General features: G+C 71.9%; 20 protein-coding genes and 1 pseudogene. 12 read left to right on the forward strand and 9 right to left on the reverse strand.

Features of this window, described 5'->3' with window-relative positions; genetic code table 11:
- Positions 1-64 precede the first annotated feature (64 nt).
- Positions 65-544, forward strand: coding sequence for a hypothetical protein (locus tag C4T42_RS07005; protein WP_020090668.1), 480 nt, complete (start codon positions 65-67; stop codon positions 542-544).
- Positions 545-632: 88 nt separating this feature from the next.
- Positions 633-1,580 carry a 4-hydroxybenzoate octaprenyltransferase gene (ubiA, locus tag C4T42_RS07010; protein WP_020090669.1) on the forward strand — a complete coding sequence of 316 codons (948 nt, stop codon included), beginning with the start codon at positions 633-635 and terminating at the stop codon, positions 1,578-1,580.
- A 15-nt stretch (positions 1,581-1,595) separates the two neighbouring features.
- On the opposite strand, the gene C4T42_RS07015 is transcribed toward ubiA, so the two are convergent.
- The gene (locus C4T42_RS07015; protein ID WP_020090670.1) at positions 1,596-2,051 is read right to left on the reverse strand and encodes a DUF6101 family protein; all 456 of its coding nucleotides are present in this window, start codon (positions 2,049-2,051) and stop codon (positions 1,596-1,598) included.
- Between the two features lie 420 nt (positions 2,052-2,471).
- On the opposite strand from C4T42_RS07015, the gene C4T42_RS07020 reads away from it, so the two are divergent.
- Entirely contained in the window at positions 2,472-3,287 is an 816-nt protein-coding gene (locus tag C4T42_RS07020) for a 3'(2'),5'-bisphosphate nucleotidase CysQ (protein ID WP_026604543.1), read from the forward strand.
- 33 nt (positions 3,288-3,320) lie between these two features.
- Here the strand turns inward: C4T42_RS07020 and C4T42_RS07025 are convergent, their stop codons facing one another.
- On the reverse strand, positions 3,321-3,557 hold the full coding sequence (locus tag C4T42_RS07025) for a hypothetical protein (RefSeq protein ID WP_026604544.1): 237 nt from the start codon (positions 3,555-3,557) through the stop codon (positions 3,321-3,323).
- A gap of 216 nt (positions 3,558-3,773) precedes the next feature.
- Positions 3,774-3,983 carry a cold-shock protein gene (locus tag C4T42_RS07030; protein WP_012322269.1) on the reverse strand — a complete coding sequence of 70 codons (210 nt, stop codon included), beginning with the start codon at positions 3,981-3,983 and terminating at the stop codon, positions 3,774-3,776.
- 317 nt (positions 3,984-4,300) lie between these two features.
- On the opposite strand from C4T42_RS07030, the gene C4T42_RS07035 reads away from it, so the two are divergent.
- Complete coding sequence (locus C4T42_RS07035; protein WP_103984937.1) at positions 4,301-4,690, forward strand: hypothetical protein; 390 nt, start codon at positions 4,301-4,303, stop codon at positions 4,688-4,690.
- 30 nt (positions 4,691-4,720) lie between these two features.
- Here C4T42_RS07035 and C4T42_RS07040 read toward each other — a convergent pair whose 3' ends face one another.
- On the reverse strand, positions 4,721-4,924 hold the full coding sequence (locus tag C4T42_RS07040; protein ID WP_020090674.1) for a hypothetical protein: 204 nt from the start codon (positions 4,922-4,924) through the stop codon (positions 4,721-4,723).
- 166 nt (positions 4,925-5,090) lie between these two features.
- Here C4T42_RS07040 and C4T42_RS07045 point away from each other — a divergent pair, with 166 nt between their 5' ends.
- Entirely contained in the window at positions 5,091-5,669 is a 579-nt protein-coding gene (locus C4T42_RS07045) for a type 1 glutamine amidotransferase domain-containing protein (RefSeq protein WP_103984938.1), read from the forward strand.
- A gap of 33 nt (positions 5,670-5,702) precedes the next feature.
- Here C4T42_RS07045 and C4T42_RS07050 read toward each other — a convergent pair whose 3' ends face one another.
- On the reverse strand, positions 5,703-7,367 hold the full coding sequence (locus tag C4T42_RS07050; RefSeq protein ID WP_103984939.1) for a calcineurin-like phosphoesterase family protein: 1,665 nt from the start codon (positions 7,365-7,367) through the stop codon (positions 5,703-5,705).
- A 215-nt stretch (positions 7,368-7,582) separates the two neighbouring features.
- Positions 7,583-8,881, reverse strand: a complete 1,299-nt coding sequence (locus tag C4T42_RS07055) for a L,D-transpeptidase family protein (RefSeq protein WP_020090677.1) — start codon at positions 8,879-8,881, stop codon at positions 7,583-7,585.
- Positions 8,882-9,110: 229 nt separating this feature from the next.
- On the opposite strand from C4T42_RS07055, the gene C4T42_RS07060 reads away from it, so the two are divergent.
- From C4T42_RS07060 to C4T42_RS07080, 5 genes are all read left to right on the forward strand, one after another.
- Positions 9,111-9,488: a hypothetical protein gene (locus C4T42_RS07060; protein ID WP_103984940.1), complete on the forward strand. Its 378-nt coding sequence runs from the start codon at positions 9,111-9,113 to the stop codon at positions 9,486-9,488.
- A gap of 42 nt (positions 9,489-9,530) precedes the next feature.
- Positions 9,531-10,505, forward strand: a complete 975-nt coding sequence (locus C4T42_RS07065) for a DUF1775 domain-containing protein (protein WP_091679186.1) — start codon at positions 9,531-9,533, stop codon at positions 10,503-10,505.
- A 37-nt stretch (positions 10,506-10,542) separates the two neighbouring features.
- A complete protein-coding gene (locus tag C4T42_RS07070) occupies positions 10,543-10,983 on the forward strand; it encodes a hypothetical protein (RefSeq protein WP_244603182.1) in 441 nt (146 codons plus the stop codon).
- A 44-nt stretch (positions 10,984-11,027) separates the two neighbouring features.
- Positions 11,028-13,163 (forward strand): TonB-dependent receptor, encoded by a 2,136-nt coding sequence (locus tag C4T42_RS07075; protein ID WP_103984941.1) that lies wholly within the window; start codon positions 11,028-11,030, stop codon positions 13,161-13,163.
- 179 nt (positions 13,164-13,342) lie between these two features.
- On the forward strand, positions 13,343-13,873 hold the full coding sequence (locus C4T42_RS07080) for a DUF1465 family protein (RefSeq protein WP_020090682.1): 531 nt from the start codon (positions 13,343-13,345) through the stop codon (positions 13,871-13,873).
- Positions 13,874-13,936: 63 nt separating this feature from the next.
- Here C4T42_RS07080 and C4T42_RS07085 read toward each other — a convergent pair whose 3' ends face one another.
- Together C4T42_RS07085 and rpmE are read right to left on the reverse strand one after the other, a co-directional pair.
- Positions 13,937-14,719 carry a MetQ/NlpA family ABC transporter substrate-binding protein gene (locus C4T42_RS07085; protein ID WP_103984942.1) on the reverse strand — a complete coding sequence of 261 codons (783 nt, stop codon included), beginning with the start codon at positions 14,717-14,719 and terminating at the stop codon, positions 13,937-13,939.
- A 355-nt stretch (positions 14,720-15,074) separates the two neighbouring features.
- Positions 15,075-15,323, reverse strand: coding sequence for a 50S ribosomal protein L31 (rpmE, locus tag C4T42_RS07090; protein WP_012322259.1), 249 nt, complete (start codon positions 15,321-15,323; stop codon positions 15,075-15,077).
- Positions 15,324-15,563: 240 nt separating this feature from the next.
- On the opposite strand from rpmE, the gene C4T42_RS07095 reads away from it, so the two are divergent.
- Complete coding sequence (locus tag C4T42_RS07095; protein WP_020090684.1) at positions 15,564-17,408, forward strand: ABC transporter transmembrane domain-containing protein; 1,845 nt, start codon at positions 15,564-15,566, stop codon at positions 17,406-17,408.
- A gap of 72 nt (positions 17,409-17,480) precedes the next feature.
- Here C4T42_RS07095 and C4T42_RS07100 read toward each other — a convergent pair whose 3' ends face one another.
- Positions 17,481-17,927 carry a methyl-accepting chemotaxis protein gene (locus tag C4T42_RS07100; RefSeq protein WP_042674922.1) on the reverse strand — a complete coding sequence of 149 codons (447 nt, stop codon included), beginning with the start codon at positions 17,925-17,927 and terminating at the stop codon, positions 17,481-17,483.
- 375 nt (positions 17,928-18,302) lie between these two features.
- Between C4T42_RS07100 and C4T42_RS07105 the strand changes: the two are divergent.
- Positions 18,303-18,544, forward strand: a pseudogene (locus C4T42_RS07105) (IS630 family transposase); the annotation flags it as partial.

The raw sequence follows: 18,544 nt of genomic DNA on the forward strand, positions 1-18,544 counted from the left end.
CCCAACGGAACGGAAGAGAGCCGGCCGCTCGCGGATTCGGCAGGGGCGTCGAGGGAGTCGCGGAATGGCGAAGGGGAGTCTGAAGCTGGGGGCGGCGGTGCTGGTCGGCACCGTCCTGTTCGGCACGGCGGCGTTCGCGCAGAGCGCGGCACCGGAATGCGGTGCCATCCAGAAGACCCTGGCCGAGCGCAAGGCTCTGGTCGGCCGCGCCAATGCGGCGTCGCAGTCCAAGAAGAAGATGACCCCGCAGGAGGCCTGCGCCCTGTTCGGGAAGCTCCAGTCCAACGGCGCGGAGGGCATCAAGTGGATCGCCGCCAACAAGGAATGGTGCTCGATCCCCGATTCCTTCGCCGAGGGCTTCAAGGCCGACCACGTGAAGGTCAGCGGCATCCGCACCAAGATCTGCAGCGTCGCCGCCCAGGCGACCAAGATGGAGGCGCAGGCCCGCGCCCAGGCGCAGGCCCAGGCGGGCGGCGGCGGCGGCGGGCTGCTCGGCGGCCCGGGCTTGACCGGAAGCTTCAAGCTGCCGCAGGGCGCTCTCTGAGATCGTCTGAGAGGATCGCGGATCCGGCGCGGGTCCCCCCTCGGCAGCGGCGGGGGACTCACGTGCGGGACGACCGGAGATCCGACCGATGAACGGCACGGTGTTTGACGACGGGCGGCCGGCCGACGCGGTCTCCGGGCACTGGGTCGACCGGCGGGCGCCCCGGCCCTGGCGCCCGTACCTGCGCCTGGCCCGGATCGACCGGCCGATCGGCTGGTGGCTCCTCCTCCTGCCCTGCTGGTGGTCGGCCGCCCTGGCGGCGATTGCCGCGGACCAGGCCTTTCCCGACCCCTGGCACTGCCTGCTCTTCCTGATCGGCGCCGTGGCGATGCGCGGGGCGGGCTCGACCTACAACGACATCGCCGACCGCGACCTCGACGCGCAGGTCGAGCGCACGCGCCTGCGCCCCCTGCCCTCGGGCCAGGTGCGGCCGCGCCACGCCGCCCTGTTCCTGGTGATTCAGGCCCTGATCGGGCTGGCCGTCCTGCTGCAGTTCAACGCGGAGGCGGTGATCATCGGTCTCTGCTCGCTGCTGCCGGTGGCGATCTACCCGTTCATGAAACGGGTCATGCCGTTGCCGCAGGCGATCCTGGGACTGGCCTTCGCCTGGGGGGCTCTGATGGGCTGGGCCGCGGTGTTCGCCCGCCTCGATCCGCCGGCGCTCCTGCTCTACGCGGGCGCCCTGTGCTGGGTGATCGGCTACGACACGATCTACGCGGTGCAGGATATCGAGGACGACGAGATCGCGGGGATCCGCTCCTCGGCCCGCCTGTTCGGCCGGCACGTGCGGCTCGCCGTCGGGCTCTGCTACGCGCTGGCCGCTCTGTTCGTGGTGCTGGCCGCGCGCGGGGCGGGAGCGGGGCTCGTCGGGTATCTGGGGGTCGCCGCCTTCGCCGGGCACCTCGCCTGGCAGGTCCTGTCGCTGCGCGAGCGCGACGGGCGCGGGGCTCTCACGCTGTTCCGGTCGAACCGGGATGCGGGCCTGATCCTGTTCGTCGGCCTCACCGCCGACGCGCTGCTGCGCAACTTGTTCTAAGGGCCGTCGGCGCCCTCAGGTGCGGGCGATGATCTCGTTCTCGCCGCGGAAGATCTGCGGGCGCGCGGGGAGCCGGCCGGTCTTGCGGCGGGCCAGGAAGCGCGGGCGACGGCGGCCGAGACCGGCGTGGCGGCGACGGATGCGGACCTGACCGAGAATCAGCCGGCCGATCTGCTGGGAGACCGGGACGAGGAGGCCGTCCTCCCGGACGATCATCCGCACGAGGCCCGCCCGCGCCGCGATGTCGCGCCACAACGCGACCACATCGTCCTCCTCGAAGCTGCCGAGGCGCTGCAGCACGTCGCCTTCTTCGTCGACGAGGATCAGGCTGAACCGGTCGGCGCCCACGATCTCGGCGTCCTCGGTGGCGTAGGCGAGCGCGATCCCGACGGCCCGGCGCGCGCCGGGGGTGCGGCCGATCACCGGCAGCGGCGAAGCGACGAAGCGGGGCGCGGTGTCGGCACCGTGCATCGGGTGTCCTGCGTGGCTTTTGTCCGTGGCCGGGGAAGTGTTCATCGGTCCGAGTCCCTGGAGCAAGTGGCGACCCCTGTCGGGCCGTCCGTTATGCCAAGCAAAATCGCACCCGAACTCCTCCGCACCGCTTAAGAGCCGTCGTTAAGCGAATCTGGACAGCGCTGTCATTTGCGGAATGCTCAATGCTTCCTTGAATGCCCAACATTTCCTTGCGCAGATCGGTCGTTATCGATCGATCAACCAGCATCCTTGTGGCGCTGCGGGCGCCGCCGTACAACGGGGCGACCGGGCGCGCGATCCTCCGCGCCGGGTCTTCTCAGCCCGACCGGGTGAGCCCAAGCGGGCCCGGACGTCCGCCCGTCGGACGGGCGGGCCGGCGGGGCCCTCGCGGGCCGCACGGATTCCACGCGGAGCGCGATGCCAGAGCCTCTCACCGACGATGCCGTATCCGCCCTGATGCCGGAGTTGCGCGCCGTGATGCGCGAGGCCGCCGACATCGCGCGGCCGTTCTTCAGGCTCGGCGGGCAGACTTCGGCCCGCATCTGGTCGAAGGCCGGCGGCTCGCCTGTGACCGAGGCGGACGTCGCGGTCGATGCCTTCCTGAAGGTGCGTCTGAGCGCCCTCGTGCCGCGGGCGGCATGGCTGTCGGAGGAGACCGCCGACGACCCGGCGCGCCTCGGCCACGACCTCGTGTGGATCGTCGATCCGATCGACGGGACGCGGGCGTTCCTGTCGGGCCATCCGGACTGGTCGATCGCGGTGGCGCTCCTGTCGGGCGGCGAGCCGCTGATCGGCTTCGTCCACGCGCCGGTGGGCGACGCGGATTACGAGGCCGTGCGCGGGCGCGGCGCGACGCGGAACGGCGAACCGATCCGCGTCGATACCAGGCAGAGCCTGCCCGGCGCCCGCGTCACCGGCCCGAAGCCGATGCTCGACCGCCTGGCCCGGGGCGCCGGAGCGGACCCGGATTTCGAGGTGATCGCGCGGATCCCGTCCCTCGCCCTGAGGCTCGCCCGCGTGGCGGACGGGACGGTCGATATCGGGATGATTTCCGGGAATGCCCGCGACTGGGACCTGGCCGCCGCCGACCTCGTTCTGCGCGAGGCGGGCGGCGTGGTCTGCGATTTCTCCGGGGCTGCGACGCCGTACAATCGCGCTGACCCGGTGCACGGCGAGTTGCTCGCCGCGCCGTTGGGTCTGCGCGACCCGGTGCTCGCCGCCTGGGACCGCTGAGGCCGAGGCCCCGCGTGTCCGCGGCGAGCGGCCTCAGGCCGTCGCGGTCTCGCGGATCTTCACCGCGGCGGGCGCGAGCCCGAGACGCTCGGCGAGATGCCAGTGGAGCTCACGCGGGGAGTGGTAGTTGTAGGACCGGTCGATCAGGTCGCTGAGATCCGCCCCGGTCTGGTCCGCGGTCATGGCCCGCGCCAGCTTGCCCACTCGGAAGGTCGGGGCATCGGTGACGGGGGAACGGACGCCGCGGCGCCGTGTGTATTCGAATAACATCACTGTCTTTTCTTTTCTGGACCGGACGTTGGCTGCGCCCGGCGTCGTTTCTGGGATATTGCCTCCGACGCGACCGGAACCCTGGCAGTCTCGCCCGGGCAGGCAGCGTCGGAAGGGGGAACCGCGTCTGGCGGCCGCTTCATGCGCCACCCGCAATCCTCAGTTGCACACGTCGGCGCATTGAGGGCGCGGGAGGCGCCTCGGAACCCGCGACGGTCAGGCCGCCTGCAGGTTGCCGGCGGCGTCCTTGCCGCTACGCTTGTCCGTGAGGATCTCGTAAGCGATCCGCTGGCCTTCGATCAGGTTGCGCATCCCGGCGCGCTCGACGGCCGAGATGTGGACGAACACGTCCTTGCCGCCGTCGTCGGGCTGGATGAAACCGTAGCCCTTGGTCTCATTGAACCACTTCACAGTGCCGGTATTCACGTAGTGTACCTCGTTCGTCCATAGGCCATCCGCGCGGCACGAGGGCCGCGTGATGCACCACGGTCTTTCTGGATTTGGCCAGTGCGGCGGGGCGCGAGTCGCTGAACCTTGAACAGCGTCAGCCTCGGTGGATAAGCCCCCCGAGGACGTATTTAGGCGCAGGCTGCGGCCGCAACAAGGCATGGGCGGCGTATCATCTGCGTCGCAGGCCGGGATCGGGAGGGGGCCGAGCGGCACCGCCCCCTGTGATTCCGGGCATTCACGATGCATATACGGAATGCGCTCAAGCAGTTAAGGCGCGTGGCTCTGGACGATACATGGCAGGCATCTCGGTCTCGCTGGACGGTGCGAACATCCAGCTCTCCTTCCAGAAGGACGATCAGGCGACGGCGGTGGTGATGGATGCCCGCGCCGCCCGGGCGCTGGTGCGCGCCGTCGGGCAACTCCTCACGGCGATCGAAGATACGGACGAGCCCGACATGGCCGACGAGATGGGCGACGAGGAGGTCGCCATGCTCGACGTGACGTCGTCGGCCATCGAGGTCGGTACCGACGACGAGGGCCAGGCGGTGGTCGCCCTGCAGGCCGGCGCTCTGCCGCCGTTCCAGCTCCGCCTGACGGACGAAGAGGCCCGCCACGTCGTGACGAGCCTCTCCGAGATCCTCAATGCCCCGCGCGACGTGCGGACCTCGCACGGCGGTCACTGACGGCCGGGCGCTCGGCCGTCGCGGGCGCCGTCACATGCGCGTCCCGGGATCCGTCGGCGTGCCGGGGAAGATGTCCGGCTCGGAGCCCGGACCGCCGGGTTCGCCGATCCCCGGATCGTTCACCGGATAGGGCGTGCGCGGGCCGGTCGGGCCGATATCGGGCTCCTCTTCGGGCATCGGTGGGGGCGGCGGCAGGTCGCCGGGCGTGGGCTCGGGAAGGCCGGGATTGGCCATGACGCGACTCCTGATGGTTGGGATGGGGACCAACGGGCCGCCTTCCCCGGGGGTTCCGATCACCGGTCCGGGGTCCGCTCCCGGACGCGGCCGGGCGGCGGAGGGCCGCGGGAACGGGCGGCACGAGCCTCCGTTAGCCGGGCAGATCCCCCGACCGGAGACCGCCATGCCCGACATCCGCCAAGCCGAGATCCTGATCCTCGCCACCGACGGTTTCGAGGAGAGCGAGTTGACCGTCCCGCAGGCCAAGCTGGCCGAGGCCGGCGCCGCGGTGACCGTCGCCGCCCCGCAGTCGCGCCAGAGCAAGGGCACGATCCGCGGCTGGGACAAGACCGACTGGGGCCGGGAAGTCGCGGTCGACGCCGACCTGGAGCAAGTCGACCCGGCATCCTACGACGCCCTCGTTCTCCCGGGCGGCCAGATCAACCCGGACAAGCTCCGGCTCGAGCCCCAGGCCCTCGCCCTGATCAGGAGCTTCCTGACCTCCGGCAAGGTCGTGGCCGCGATCTGCCACGCCCCGTGGCTGCTGATCGAGACCGGCGCGGCCAAGGGCCGCGACCTGACCTCGTTCAGCTCGATCCGGACCGACGTGATCAATGCCGGCGGCCGCTGGCACGACAAGGACGTCGTGACCGATCACGGCATCGTCACGAGCCGCAATCCGGGCGACCTCGACGCGTTCTGCGCGAAGATCGTCGAGGAGATCCAAGAGGGCGGCCACGGCGCCCGCCAGCTGGCGGCGTGACCCGCGCGGGCGCCGGACGACCGGCGCCCGTGCTCAGCCGCGGCCGCGCTCGCCGGTGACTTCCAGCACCGTGCAGCCGCGGATCGGGCGGCCGTACTCGTCCGCGCCCTCCACGGTCACCCGGTGGGCGCCGGGGGCGAGGTCGTCCGGGAGCCGCGCCGTCCAGATATGGGTCGAGGGCACCGCCTTTACCCAGCTCTTCTTCGTCTCCGGGTAGCGCTCGTAGAGCTCGGTGACGAACGGGTCGGGGCGGCGGGTGCGCGCCATCGGCTTCGGCGGCGCGTCTCCGACCCGGAACGCGAGGCGCGTGCGCGGGCCGCCGTCGAACACGTTCACCACCAGGGTCGTGTCGGCGAGCGCGTCCTGCGGCACCGGCGGCCGCAGCCCCTGCACCGGCCGGGTCAAGCGCACCACCTCGGGCGCGCCGGCCCGCAGCTCGCTCTCGAACAGGATCCGCATGGTCTCGTCCGGCTGCCCCTGCGCGGCGACGTAGCGCGTCGTGTAGTCGGTGCCGCGGATCGACAGGACGTGGAACCCGTTCGGCGTGCCGTCGCGGCTGTCGGCCGAGGGGATGCCCGTGCGGGTGTCGGGACCGCTCCACCACGAGCCCGAGACAGCGGTGAGCACGTGATGGTGGTGCCCGTCGGCGAGGTAGTGGTGCTCGGTCGTGTGGGTGTGGCCGGCGAGGCTCAGCACCTTGCGGCCGGCGAGCAGGTCGAGGAGCGCGGCGCGGTCCGTGGTGTGGGTGCGGGGCTCTTCGGGGCCGGTCTCGGTGTGCAGGGGGATGTGCATAGCCAGCACGATCAGGTCGTCCCGCGGGATCTCGGCCAGGAGGTTGCGCAGGAAGGCCAGGCCGCGGTCGCCGATCCGGCCCCGGTAGGTGTTGGCGCCCACCGGCACCGGCGGCCCGAGCCACTCGACGTTGTCGAGCATCACGAACCACGCCCGGCCGTGCCGGAACGCGTAGGTCGGCGCGCCGAACACCCGCTTCCAGGTCTCGCGGCTGTAGCGCGCGTCCGGCGCCTGCATGTTGAGGTCGTGGTTGCCCGGCAGGCTGTACCAGGGCAGGCCGATCCGCCCGACGATCCGGTTGGACCGGCCGTAGAGCGAGAGATCGTCGAACAGCACGTCGCCTGTGGTCAGGCCGAAGGCGGCCGGGATCGCCATGGCGCGGGCGACCGCGGTGTCGCGCACGTGGTCGAGTTCGAACCGGCTCTCGGGCTGGGGATCGGTGAACAGCACGACGTCGAAGTCGTCCGGCTCGTCCGCCCGGGTCAGGGTGAAGTCGATCGAGGCCGGGAGCGGCCCGGTGGGCGCGAGGCCGCGGTAGCGCAGGCCCAGCTCGGCGGGCGTGCCCCCGGGCTGGTGGATGTAGGAGTGGCGCGGCACGTTGTCGGCGTCGCGCGGCAGGGCGTAGCCCGGCGGCTTGATGACGAAGACCGCGCCGTCGCCCGGCATCGGCAGGCGGTATCGGCCCCGCTCGTCGGTCCGCGCGATCTCGCGACCGTTGGACACCAGCACGCCCGGCAGCGGGACCGGGTCCCCGCCGGCCGCGTCGCGCGCGGAGACGATCCCGGTGGCCTCGGCGGCCTCGGCGGGCTCCTGCGCACCGGCCCGGCCCGCGACGAGGCCGAGGGCGGCGGCGCCCGCCATGGTGCTCCGGCGGGTCAGGCCTCCGGGCTGGGTGTCGCGCGACATCGATGGCTCCTGCACGGCTTCGCGGCGCGGCGTCCCGCGGGAGGCCGGCAACCGGCATCCGGGACGCTGCCTGCGCGGCCAATCAGACGCGTTTGACCTCCGGATGACAGGCGCGGCCCCGAACGCGCGAGGCCCGCGCCTCGGCAGAGGTGCGGGCCTCGGATCGGGTTCGACGGGCGGGCGTCGCCGGGAGCGGCCGGCGCCCGCGGGTCCGACTACTCCTCGTCGCCGGGCTCGAAGGTCTGCGGCATCGGCTCGGCGCTGGCGACCGGGGTCGGCGCGCCGATGGTCGAGGGCACGTTCACGCCGTCACGCTTGTAGATGTCGTCGCGGAACTGGACGATGCCGTCCGGGGTCGACCAGGCGGTGATGTAGGTCCAGTAGACCGGCACCGGCTGGGAGATGTTGGCGTCGATGCGCTTGCCGCTCTCGATCGCCTCCTCGACCTTCTGACGGTCCCAGCCGGGCGTGTCCTTCAGCAGCCACGTGATGTACTCGCGCACGTTCTGCACGCGCACGCAGCCCGAGGAGATGAAGCGGAAATCGTCGCCGAACACGCCCTTGGTGTTCGTGTCGTGCATGAACACGCCGTAGGGATTCGGGATGTTGATGCGGACGATGCCCATCGAGTTGAAGTCGGCGCCCGAATCCTGCCGGTAGGTGTAGCGGGTGCCCTCGTCCGAGAACCAGTTCACCGACTTCGGCGAGACCTCGGACCCGTTCGACAGGATCCGGATCTTGTTGTCCGTGAGGTAGTTCGGATCCTTCTGCATCTTCGGGATCAGGTCCTTCTTCACGATGGAAGCCGGGACCGTCCAGGTCGGGTTGAAATTGATCTGCGTCGCCTTGGTGTTCATGATCGGCGACTGGCGGTCGATCTTGCCCACGCCGGCGGCGTGGAGCGTGACGACCTGACCGTTCTCGACCGTCTCGACGAGCGCGGCCGGGATGTTGGTGATCACGAAGCGCCGGCCGAGATCGCCCGAGTAGGAGCGCAGGCGCACGACGTTGATCTCGAGCTGGCGCAGGCGCACGTCGGCGGGCACGTTCATGGCCTGCTGGGTGGCCATCGTCATCGCGCCGGTCTGGCTGAGGCCGTGCCGGGCCTGGAACCGCTTCACGCCCGCGGCGACGTACGAATCGTACACGCCCGAGCCGCCCGCGGCCGGATCGAGGTCGCCGGTGACGATCAGGCGCTGGCGGATGGCCGCCACGGCCGGGCCGCGCGAGCCGATCCGCAGGTGGTCGGCGCCGGAAACCTGCCGCCAGCCACCGCGGGCGACGATGTCCTTGTAGCGCTCCACCATCTGCTCGGTGGACGTCACGGTCTGGGGCGAGAGGATCGGCACCGTCTCGCGCTGCACCTGCATGCCGGCGGGTGAGGCGTAGTCCTGCGCCCACTCGGCCTGGGCATAGTTGCCCTGATCGCGGGCTTGGGCGCCGCCGATGCCGAGCGCGCCGAGGGCGGCGACGCCGAGGATCGCGGGGAACCGGTTTTGTGCCTTCTTGCGCATCGGTCGCTGGCTCTGGTCCGGGGTTCGTCAGGTCGTGACGGGAGCGGATTGTCTCGGGCGCCACGGTGTCGGGATGGCGTTAAGACTCCCTATCGAAGGGGCCGGAATGTGGCATCGCCGTGCGCCAGCGCACGCGGCGTCCCTCTGCGGCACCCTGGCAACAGCCATCGCCGCGCCGGTGTGGCAGGGATGCCATAGCGGTCCGGTTCGGACGGCGCGCGGGAGCAGCATGGATTCGGGCGAGGCCCTTTCGGATCGACGTGTCGGGCCGGCCCTGCGGGCCGTCGTCGCCCTGCTGGCGCTCTACGCCCTGCTGCTCCAGGCCTTTCTCGGCGGCCTGATGCCGGTGCCGGCGGCGACCGACGGCCTCTGCGCGCAGCATGCCGACGCGTCCGCTCCATCGGGCGCGCCAGTCTCCCACGACCACGGCGATTGCTGCACGGCGGCCCAGGCCACCGGCCCGGCGCTCCCGCCGCGCCCCCCGTCCGTCGGCTTCCGATGGGTCGCGACCGCGGACCTGCGGCCGGCCTGGCCCCTCAACCGGAGCGTCGGCGCCCGCGCGCCGCCCGGTACCATCGCGTCCCCGAGGGGGCCGCCGACCGCCTGAGCGATCACCACCTCTCGGATCCCTCATGACGGATGTATTCCCATGAAGACCCTTGTCTCGGCCGCCCTCGGCCTCGGGCTGCTCGCCTCCGCGGCGCAGGCCCACGCGGTGCTGGAACGCAAGCAGGCAGCCCCCGGCGCCTCGTATCGCGGCGTCGTCCAGATCATGCACGGCTGCAACGGCAAGCCGACGACGCGCGTGAGCGTCACCATCCCGGAGGGCCTGATCGGCGCCAAGCCGATGCCGAAACCCGGCTGGACCCTCGCGACGACGCGCGGACCCTACGCCAAGACCTACGCGACCCATCACGGCACGGCTGCGGAGGGCGTGACGTCGATCACGTGGAGCGGCGGCTCCCTTCCGGACGATCAGGTCGACGAGTTCACCTTCCTGGCGCAGGTCGCCGGCACGTTCGAGCCCGGCGCGACCGTCTACGTCCCGGTCCAGCAGGATTGCGCGGAGGGCAGCTATTCCTGGTCGGAGATCCCCAAGGCCGGTCAGGACGCCCACGACCTGAAGACGGCCGCGCCGTCCTTCCGGATCGTCCAGGTCGCCCAGGCGGGCGGCGCGCCGGCCGCGGGGACGGCCGCGGCCGCGACGACCGTGAAGGCCGGTGACCTGACGATCGAGACGCCGTGGCTGCGCGCCACGCCGAACGGCGCCAAGGTCGCCGGCGGGTACGTGCGCATCACCAACACGGGGAGCGCCCCGGACACGCTCACGGGCGCCACGGTGCCGTTCGCCAAGAGCAGCGACATCCACTCCATGTCGATGGAGGGCGGCGTCATGAAGATGGCGCCGGTCACGAACGGCCTGACCATCAAGCCCGGAGAGACCGTGGAGCTGAAGCCCGGCGGCTATCACCTCATGTTCGAGGACCTGACCGGCGCGCCGAAGGCGGGCGAGACGGTCGCCGGGACGCTCACCTTCCAGCGCGCCGGCGCCGTGCCGGTGACCTTCACGGTGGCGCCGATCGGCGCGGGCGCGCCGGGCGGCCAGCACCAGCACCAGCACTAGGAGCCCGTTACGGAGCTTCGGCCGCCGGGCGACAGCCGTGACGCGAGCAGATCCACGAGGCCGGGCCGCCGCGGCGCCCGGCCGTCGCGGCCGCGCGGACCTTCGGGTCGCCCCCGCGCGGCCGGCGCGCGCGCTCGCCCGGATCGTGGCGCTCCTCGCCCTCTACGCTCTGGCGCTGCAGGGCATCCTCGGCGGCCTGGCCTCCGCCGCCGCGGGGCAGGACCACGTCCTCTGCCTCGCCGACGGCGGCCCGACCGATCCGGCACCGGCCGGCAAACAGCTGCCGGCCCCTCACCGCGGGGATTGCTGCGTCGCCTGCCACGCGGCCGGGCCCGCCACCCTGCCCGCGCCGTCGGCCGTCGCCGCCGTCCCGGTCGCCCGACCCGTCGCGGCCGCCGCCCCCCGGCCGCGGCGCGTCGCCCTCCCGCGGGCGCCCCCGCGTCCCGGCCTCGGAGCCCGCGCCCCGCCCGTCGTCTGACCGATCGCCGCCTCCTCCCGATCGCCAGACACGGATCCCACACCATGCCCCGCCAGTTCCGGGCCGGCCGACGCGCCGCGCTCCTGCTGTTCACCTGCGCGACGCCGGCCGCGGCCCAGGCACCGTCCGCCGCCTCGGTCACCCTGTCCGAACTCAGCGTCGTCGGCGCCGCCGCGACGGACGCGCCATCGAACGAGACCCGCGGCTCGCTCTCGGTGCCGAGCGTCGACCGCCAGAGGGCCGCCCTCGCGGGGACCGTCGGCTCCGTGGCCTTCGTCGACACCGCGGCGCTCCAGGACCGCTACACCAACACGCTCCGCGACGTGCTCAAGGACGTGCCCGGCGTCTACGTGCAGGAGCGCTACGGGCAGGAGCTGCGCCTGTCGGTCCGCGGCTCGGGCATCGCCCGCGCCTTCCACCTGCGCGGGCTGGAGCTGCTGCAGGACGGGATCCCGCTCAACCTCGCGGACGGGAGCGGCGACTTCTATCAGGTGGACCCGCTCGCCCTGCGCTCGGTGGAGGTCTACAAGGGCGGCAACGCCCTCACCTTCGGGGCGACGACGCTCGGCGGCGCCGTCAACGCCGTCACGCCCACGGCCTACACCGCGCTGGCGCCCAACATCCTGCGGGTCGACGGCGGCAGCTTCGGCACGATCCGCGAGCAGGCCCAGATGTCCCGCATCGACGGGCCGCTCGACGGGCTGGTCAACGCGACGCTGACCAATTCCGACGGGTTCCGCGCCCACGAGGCCCAGGCCACGAAGAACTTCAACGCCAATATCGGCTACCGGATCGCGCCCGACATCGAGACCCGCTTCTATCTCGGCACCTACCTCACCGATCAGAAGCTGCCGGGCACCCTGACCCTCGGCCAGAGCCTCTCGACCCCGACACTGGCCAACCCCACGGCAATCACCGGCAACCAGTCCCGCAAGGTCGAGACGGAGCGGATCGCGAACCGCACCTCGTTCCTGCTCGACGTGGGCAAGCTCGACGTCGACACCTGGGCGATCCACAAGAGCCTGTACCACCCGATCTTGCAGGCGATCGACCAGGACGGCTGGACCTACGGGATCAGCCCGCACTGGGCCGGGACCTTCGATCTCGGCGGCTTCCGCGACGACGTGGTGCTGGGCCTGCGCGCCTTCGCGGGCCAGAACTCCGCGCTGCAATTCGTCAACGTCCGCGGGCAGCGGGGGGCGCAGACGCTCAACGCCCTTCAGAGCGCCTCGAGCCTCGAGGCCTACGGCGAGAACCGCGTCTGGTTCCTGCCGGACGTGGCGCTGATGACCGGCGCGAAGGCGTTCTCGTCGAACCGGACCTTCAGCGACAAGGGCGGGCTGCCGGGCAACCCGAACCCGCGCTTCGCCGACGTGACCTACGCGGGCGTCAACCCGAAGGTCGGCCTGCTGTGGCAGCCGCGGCCCGACATCCAGATCTTCGGCGACGTCGTCCGGTCCCGGGACGTGCCGGACTTCTCCGACCTCGTGCAGCAGAACCTGCTGAGCACCACCTTCGTGCCCCTGCGGGCGCAGCGCGCCTGGACCTACGAGGCCGGCGCCCGCGGCCGCGTCGACCGCCTCGCCTTCGACGTGACGCTCTACCGGTCGGACCTGCGCGACGAGCTGATCAACTTCGCGACCAATCCCGGCCTCAACATCCCGGCCGCCACCTTCAACACCCCCCGCTCCGTCCACCAGGGCGTCGAGGCGGCGCTCACCCTGGACCTCGCCCGCGACCTCGCGGCGGCGGGCGACGGGCTCAGCGTGACCCAGATCTGGACCCACAACGACTTCCGGTTCGTCGGCGACCCGGTCTTCGGCAACAACCGCATCGCCGGGATCCCGGCCGACGTGCTGCGCACCGTCCTGAGCTACCGGCACCCGCGCGGCTTCCACATCGCGCCGTCGCTCGACTGGGTGCCGCAGGGCGCCTTCGCCGATCACGCCAACACCCTGCGGGTGCCCGGCTACGCCCTGCTCGGCGTCGAGGCCGGCCTCGATCTCGCCGACGGCGTCGCCCTGTTCGTGGATGCCCGCAACCTCACGAACGCCCGCTACGTCTCGGACATCGCCGTGGTGGCGAACGCCGCCGCGACGGCGGGCGGCCCGGCCGCGCTGGCCGCCTTCTATCCCGGGAGCGGCCGCAGCGTCTTCGGCGGTATCCGCGCCTCGTTCTGAGCGCGGGTGCCGCCATCCGCGGCACTTCTCCAGATCCCGGGCGGCGGGTTAAGGTTAAAAAAACATGAACCCTGCTGTCCGGGCCAATCGGCGCTAGGATTGCGGCGTCGTCCGAAAGCCACGGACGGAGCGTCGCGGATCGGAACGAGCCGGGCCGTCGGACGGCACAGGAGAGGCAGATGAACGGCTTCGATGTCACGTTCCGGGACGATCAGGACTGGGTCGATTTCGGCAGGTCCTACGTCAACTCGGAAGCCTTCAAGGCGCTGTTCCGCGACGGGATGACCCTGGTCGAGGAGACGGCCGCCTATCTCGACGGCGAGGGCCGCGACGAGTCGCGCCTCGTGTCCCGGGACGCGACGCTCAGCTACGCGGCCGAGAGCATGCGCCTGACCACGCTGCTGATGCAGATCGCCTCGTGGCTGCTGGTGCAGCGCGCCGTCGCCGAGGGCGAGATGACCCCGGCCGAGGCCCTCCTGGAGAAGCACCGGGTCAAGCTCGGCACCGCCGAGCCGCCGAAGCAGCAGGATTTCAACCTGCTGCCGATGCGCCTGCAGCAGCTGATCCTCCGGGCCCGGCGCCTGCACAGCCGCATCCTGCACCTCGACGCGCTGATCGCCGAGGACCGGCCGACGCCGCAGCCGGTGGAGAGCCCCGTCGCCGCGCAGCAGGGCCTGCTGCGGATGGCCTTCCGCATGAGCGAGGGCTGAGCGGGGGCCGGGCGACGCTCCGGAGAGCGCCGCCGCGCGAGGCCGGCGTCCCGGCCCCGACGCTCAGAACGCCGGGAACTGGCCCGGGAACTGCTCCTTCAGGATCTGGCGGATCGCGTCGTTCTGGAACGCGTGGACCAGCTTCGGCACCCAGGGCTTCCCCGTGTCCGCCTCGCGGACCACGATGACGTTGTTGTAGGGGTTGTCGACCTTGGACTCGATCGCGATGGAGTCCTTGCCGGGGATCAGGCCGGCATCGACGGCGTAGTTGGTGTTGATCACCGCGGCGTCGAGATCCTCGAGGCTGCGGGGCAGCTGCGCGGCGTCGACCTCCTGGAACTTCAGGCGCTTGGGATTGTCGACGACGTCGAAGACCGTCGGCAGCAGGCCGACCCCGTCCTTCAGGCGGATCAGCTTCTCGGCCTGCAGCAGCAGGAGCGCCCGACCGCCGTTCGACGGGTCGTTGGGGATCCCGATCTGCGCCCCATCCTTCAGGTCCCCGACGGCCTTGACCCGCTTGGAGTACAGGCCGATCGGCGTCACGATCGTCTCGCCGACGGGGACGATCTTGTAGCCGCGCGCCTTGATCTGGTTGGCGAGAAACGGCTTGTGCTGGAAGGCGTTGGCGTCGAGGTCGCCGGACTGGAGCGCCTCGTTCGGCAGCAGGTAGTCGGAGAACACCACCAGGTTGATGGCGAGCCCGTCGCGGGCCGCGATCTCCTTGGCCTTCGCCCAGAGGACTTCGGCATCTCCGCCCATGATGCCGACCTTGATCTTGTCCGCGGCCATGGCCGGCGCGACGGCCAGACCGACCAGGGCGAGGAACAGCAGCAGAAGACGTCTCATCGGATCTCGATCCTAGCAGTGCGTCCGGAGAGCCTCGGCCCCCGGACAGGCGGGCCGCCCGCGCAGCGGAGTTCCGGCGAACCGCGGGTGACCGGGGAAGGATACGACGGCCCGGCCGCGCTTTGAATGCGCCGGCGGCGGCCGGACCCGGCCGCGGAGGCCGCGGGCGCGGCCCGTCCGAGAAGAAGCGTTTCCGCCCGCCGGCCCGGACGCGCGGTTCGCGCCAAGGTCCGGGCGATCTTCGCAAACCCGTCCTGTGGATAACGCGCGCGGCCGCGCGACGCCGCGCACGAAAACGGGCGGCCCCGCCAGGGACCGCCCGTCTCGAACAGCGTCGCCGTGACGGCTGCGGCGCTCAGCGCTTGCCGAGGTTGCCGAACCGCGAGTTGAAGCGCGACACGCGGCCGCCGCGGTCGAGCATCTTCTGCTCACCGCCGGTCCAGGCCGGATGGGTCAGCGGATCGATGTCGAGATTGAGGGTGTCGCCCTCCTTCCCGTAGGTCGAACGGGTCTGGTACTCGGTACCGTCCGTCATCACGACCTTGATGAAGTGGTAATCGGGGTGCTCGGTCCCCTTGGCCTTCGCGGCCGCGTCCTTCGCCATGACCTTGGTCCCTGTCTGGCACGCCGGCGGGAAGCGCAGGAGGCGCCGCCCGGCCCGGAATGCGGAAGATGTCACCGGTTGCACCGAACCATGGGTTCGTGGCAACGGCACGTCCAAGCCGACCGTGGTGGCGGCCCGCGGCCATTGAACACACGCAATCGGATGAGCGGCGGCCTATACCGCAGCCGCTCCCCGGTCACAAGCGCCGCGGACCGGGAGAACGACAACACGTGAGGCGTGATGGCCCGTAAGACCAAGGCGGCCGCGGCCGGCCGACCCAGAGCCCCGCTGAGCGCCCTCCGGCCGCTCCTCCCCTTCGCGCTGCGCTACCGCGCGCGGATCGCCGCGGGGCTCGTCGCCCTCATCTGCGCGTCGGCCTCGACGCTGGTCGTCCCGATCGCCATGCGCCGGGTCATCGACCACGGCTTCACCGCCGACGGCTCGAACGTGATCGACGCCTATTTCCTCGCCCTGCTCGGGGTCGTCGCGGCCTTCGCGCTGTCGAGCGCGGCCCGCGTCTACACGGTGGTGACGCTGGGCGAGCGGGTCGTCGCAGACCTCCGCAGCGCCGTCTTCGCGCGGCTGACCCAGCTCGATCCGGCGTTCTTCGACCGGGCGCAGTCCGGCGAGATCGTCTCGCGGCTCACCGCAGACGCGACGCAGATCAAGTCGGCCTTCGGCGTCTCGGTCTCGATCCTGCTGCGCAACCTGTTCCTGTTCGTGGGCGCCACCGCCATGATGGTGGTGACGAGCCCGCGCCTGTCGGTGATGGTGCTGGCCGCGATCCCGATCATCGTCTTCCCGCTGATCGTGTCGGGCCGCGGCGTGCGCCGGCGCTCCCGGGCGGCCCAGGACCGGCTCGCCGAGGCCTCGGCCTACGCCGCCGAGGCGGTCGGGGCGGTGCGGACGATGCAGGCCTTCGGCCGCTCCGACTCGACGGCGGCCCGGTTCGCGGCGGCCTCCGAGGAGGCCTACGGCGCCGCCCAGGCCTCGATCCGGGCCCGCGCGCTGCTCACCGGCGTCGCGATCTTCCTGATCTCGGCCTCGGTGGTCGGGGTGATGTGGTACGGCGCCCAGGGCGTCCTGAACCACACGATGACGGGCGGCGAGCTCTCGCAGTTCGTGCTCTACGCCGTGTTCGGCGCCGGCGCCCTCGGGCAGCTCTCCGAGGTCTACGGCGACCTCGCCATGTCGGCCGGTGCGGCCGAGCGGCTCACCGAGATCCTCGCCGCGGAGCCGGCGATCCGCGCGCCGTCCCCGGCCCTGCCGCTGCCCGAGCCGGCCCGGGGCGCGGTGGCCTTCGAGGACGTGCGCTTCGCCTACCCCACCCGCCCGGAACACGCCGCCCTCGGCGGCCTCAGCTTCGCGGCCGCGCCCGGCGAGCGCATCGCCATCGTGGGCCCCTCCGGCGCGGGCAAATCGACGGTGTTCCAGCTGCTGCTGCGCTTCTACGACCCGCAGGGCGGCCGGATCCTGGTCGACGGCGCCGACATCGCCCAGGTCGATCCCGAGCGCCTGCGCGCCCGCATCGCCCTGGTGCCCCAGGACCCCGTCGTGTTCTCCGGCACCGTCACCGAGAACATCCGCTACGGCCGCCCAGAGGCCGGCGAGGCGGAGGTCCGGCGCGCGGCCGAACTCGCCAACGCGCACGGCTTCGTCTCGGCCCTGCCGCAGGGCTACGCGACCCAGGTGGGCGAGCGCGGCGTGACCCTCTCGGGCGGCCAGCGGCAGCGCATCGCCATCGCCCGGGCGATCCTCAAGGACGCGCCGATCCTGCTCCTCGACGAGGCCACCTCGGCCCTGGACGCCGAGTCCGAGCGCGCCGTCCAGGCCGCCCTCGCCACGCTGATGCAGGGCCGGACCACGCTGGTGATCGCCCACCGGCTCGCCACGATCCGCGCCGCGGACCGCATCCTGGTCCTCGACGACGGCCGCATCGTCGAGACCGGAACCCACGAGAGCCTGCTGGCTCAGGGCGCGCTCTACGCCCAGCTCGCGAACCTGCAGTTCACCGACGCGCTGGACGAGACGGCGCGGGGCAAGGAGCCCCGCAGCCGGGGCGAGCGCCTGCCGGTCGCCGAGTAGCCGGGTCGCGCCCGGAGCCGCCCGGGGCGGCGCCCGTCCGCGCGACGGATCGCCGGTGCGGGGTGCGCGGCCTCAGTGCGCGGACGCGGCCTGGCGCTGCCCCCGGGTCGCGGTATCCTGCGCCCGCTCCGCCGCGGCCTGGATCTGGCCGACCTGGGCCACGATCGTGTCGGTCGCCCGCACCATCTGCCCGGCCAGGTCCCTGACCTCCGCGGCCGCGGCCGCGAATCCCCGGCCCTCTCCGCCGTCGCGGGCCGCCTCGATCGCGGCCCGGAGCGCCATCAGGCTGGTCTGACCGGCGATGCCGGCCAGGAGGCCGGTCGCCGCGTCGGCCGCCGCCGCGGCGGACTCGGCGTCGTCCGCGGCCCGCACGCCCGCGCGCAGGTCCGTCAGCCCGTCCTCGAAGATCCGCACGGCCGCGGCGATCGCGCTGGCCTCGTCCCGCAGGGCGACGTGCGGCCGGGGGTGATCGTCGGCTCCGGGCCGAACCGCGTTCAGGGACAGGCTGAGCTTCGACATCGATACGGTCTCCCTGGATCGGCCGCACCATGGGACGTCAAGGATAACGATGCGTTAATCCAGCAGAGCTGCGGCGCGCACAGGATAAATCGGCGCCCGCCGGGGGAATTACCGCCTATCTTTTCCGGCTTCTGGTGTTCGAACCTTTCGTAAGACAATCGGATGCTGGCCTGATCGGCACATGCACCTGCGAACGCGGAGCGAGATCGCCGCGAAACTGGTCACCGGACGCGGGCCGCGCGCCGACACACCCTGTGGCGCCGCGACGGCCCGACAGCGCTAGAGCGTTTTCGGTTTGGGCTGAGTCGGGTTGGTAGGGTTCACGCGGCGCTGGGAGGCTGATTCACTCAGGCCGGTCGACAGCCGGAGTGATGCATGGGCCGCCCCTACAGCTTGGACCTGCGCGAGCGGGTGGTGACCGCGGCTGCGGCGACCTCGCGCCGTCAGGCGGCCGCCCGCTTCGGGGTCGGCCAAGCAACCGCGATCCGCTGGATGGCGGCGCTCGCCGCGACTGGGACGGTGGCCGCCCGGCCGCAGGGGCGTGCCCGCCGCTCCAAGCTCGACCCGTACGAGACGTTCCTGCGTACGCTGATCGACGAGACGGTCGACATCACCCT

The sequence above is a fragment of the Methylobacterium sp. 190mf genome (assembly GCF_900107945.1).
Lineage (GTDB): Bacteria > Pseudomonadota > Alphaproteobacteria > Rhizobiales > Beijerinckiaceae > Methylobacterium.